General features: G+C 66.0%; 2 protein-coding genes. One reads left to right on the top strand and one right to left on the bottom strand.

Going from position 1 to position 2724, the window contains the following annotated elements; all coding sequences use genetic code 11:
• On the bottom strand, positions 1–1874 hold a 1874-nt coding region (locus ACN6PJ_RS31395; RefSeq protein ID WP_427999523.1), incomplete at its 3' end, for a SurA N-terminal domain-containing protein.
• Between the two features lie 353 nt (positions 1875–2227).
• Between ACN6PJ_RS31395 and ACN6PJ_RS31390 the strand changes: the two genes are divergently transcribed.
• On the top strand, positions 2228–2724 hold a 497-nt coding region (locus tag ACN6PJ_RS31390; protein WP_427999522.1), incomplete at its 3' end, for a M20/M25/M40 family metallo-hydrolase.

Here is a 2724-nt window from a genome sequence, read left to right as displayed (position 1 = left end):
CGGATCAAGGCCTCGTTTTCGGCTTGGCCCCAGGCGCCCGCCAGTTGCTGCGCCAGGCGCTCCTTGTCGGCGGCTTCGGCCTTGCCGGCTTCCACCTTTTCCAGACGCACCAGCGTGTAGTCCACGCCGGATTGCACACCCGTGAAGGCGGGCAGCGTGGCCGACGGCAGGCGCATGACGGCGTCCAGCACTTGGCGCGACAGATCCTGCGGATTCTGGCGCGTTACCGTGATGGCAGGTCCGAAGCCTTCAGTGGCGGCGGGATTGGCCTTGTTGGCAGCCAGCGCCGCTTCACCGGCCTTCTTGGCGGCTTCGGCAGAGCGCTCGTCGAGCAGCTTGCCGCGGATGACTTCGCTGACCTTGTCCAGCGGCGGCACATGCGACGGCTCGACGGCGGCGACGCGAACGGCCACCATCGTGTCGGGCGACAGTTCGATCACACCGGAGTTCTGCTTTTCACGCAGCACGTCGGGCGAGAACAGCACCTGGCGCACACGCGGGTTCTCGAGCAGCGCGGCGTCCGGGCTGTCGGCGGCGGAACCGGGGCCGGCCTTGTCGGCGGGCAACAGGCCCTCGCGGGTCACGCCGGAGGCAGTACGCAGCTTCAGGCCGACGGCGTCGGCGGCCGGTTGCAGGCTGTCGCGCTGGTCGTAGACCTGCTTGTTCAGCTGGCTGGCCATTTCCGAGAAGCGTTGCGCGGCGATCTGCTTGCGGACTTCGGCGGTGATCTGGTCCTTGACTTCGGCCAGCGGCTTGATGGCGGCCGGGCTGATTTCGGTGACCTTCAGGATATGCAGGCCGAACGGGCTTTCGACCACGCCGGACACCTGGTTCTGCGCAAGGCCGAAGATGGCCTTGTCCAGCGGGCCCGCCTGGGCGCCCGGGGCGATCCAGCCCAGGTCGCCGCCCTTGGCGGCCGAGCCGGAGTCTTGGGAATTCTGGGCAGCCAGTTCCGCAAACTTGGCGGGATCGGCAGCGGCCTGCTTGGCGACGTCTTCCGCCTTGGCGCGCGCGGCCTTGCGGGCATCTTCCGAACCCGACGGCAGCTCGAAGAAGATGTGGCTGGCGCGGCGGCGCTCGGGCTGGCCGAAGCGGTTCTTGTTCTGTTCGTAATACGCAGCCAGGTCCTCGTCCTTGACCTGCACGCCTTGCGTCGCGGCGGCTTCGTCAAGCACCAGGTATTGGACCTGGACCTGTTCCGGCACCTGCAGTTGCTGCTTGTTGGCGTCGTACCAGGCCTGGATGTCGGCCGGCGTGACGGTGACCTGCGAACGGAAGTCGGCTGCGGAGAAATTGCGCAGTTGAACCGTGCGGGCCTGCGTCAGCGCCGAATCGACGGCGGCCACGACTTCGGCGGGCGCGCGGGCCGACTGGCCGACGGGCTCAAGCACGCGAGCGATGGCCAGATCACGGCGCAGGCCAGCTTCGAACGACGTCGGCGACATGCCCTGCGCGGCCAGCACCTGACGGTAGCGCTCGGGCGAGAAGCGGCCGTTGTCCTGGACTTCGGGGATGGCGGCGATCGTGTTGCGCAGCGTCTCGTCGGACACCGAGAAACGGTTGTCCGCAGCCACATTGGCAAGCAGGCGCTGGTTGATGAGCTGGTTCAGCAGGCTTTCACGCATCGCGGGCGTGTCGATCACGGCCAGATCGAACTGCGAACCGAGGCGCTGCCGGAACTGGTCGAGCTGGTTACGGTGCGCCTGGTCAAACTCGGCGCGTGAAATCGGCTGGCCAGCCACCGTCGCCAGCTCGGGCTCCCGGCTCATGAAGCTGTCATAGCCTTGAATCCCGACCAGAAAGAAGGAAGGCACGATCAAGATCAGCAGGATGAACTGCATCCAGCGCCGATGGCTGCGAATAAATTCGAACATGGAATCCCTGTTGCCGCGCTCCGGGGGTAGACGCCCGGGGCCGCACGAAAACGCATAAAAAAAGGCGAAATCGATTCGCCTCTATTCCCATACCGGTTGAAACCGGGTTCAGCGGGGCGGATTTTACCATTTCTCATTCATCGCGCGGCCATTGCGCCAACCACCGGGCAATGCGCGGCTTGACGGACCATCCGTCCCCATCGTCGGCGCGCGCCGTCAACCCGGGAAACTCCCATTACCGCCCCCGCGCCACCCTCGTATCGTGGCCTGGGGTTAGCCCGCAGGACGGGGCCCGCCCCGCCCGGCCGACGCAAGGCCGGTTCCCCTTCCCGCGCGCAAAAAGGTCACCCACGATGCCGTTCATGCCTTACCGCCTGCCTCTTCTAAAATCCTGTGCCGCCCTGGCGTTTCTGGGCTGCACCCACGCCGCGCAGGCCGCGCCCGTGACCAACGTGCTGGACGCGGCCAAGGGTCAGCAGCAGGCCATGCTCGATACCATGCGCGATCTGGTGAACATCGAATCGGGCAGCAAGGACGTCGAGGGTGTCGAACGCATCGCCGAACTGATCCGCGACCGGCTCAAAGGGCTTGGCGGCACGGTCGAGATCATTGCGCCGGCCGATGTCTTCCGGCTGGACGACACGCCCGAGAAGGTCGGGCCGATGGTCCACGCGCAATTCAAGGGCGGCGGCACCAAAAAGATCATGCTGATCGCCCACATGGACACCGTGTACCGCAACGGCATGCTGAAGGACCAGCCGTTCCGGATTGACGGCGACAAGGCTTACGGCCTTGGAATCGCGGACGACAAGCACGGCGTGGCGGCCATCCTGCACACCATCGCGCTTCT

Origin of the sequence: Achromobacter sp., from assembly GCF_050285585.1 — a bacterium.
Lineage (GTDB): Bacteria > Pseudomonadota > Gammaproteobacteria > Burkholderiales > Burkholderiaceae_B > Achromobacter.
The sequence above is the reverse complement of the archived record's forward strand: the minus strand, read 5'-3'. Positions and strand labels throughout refer to the sequence as shown.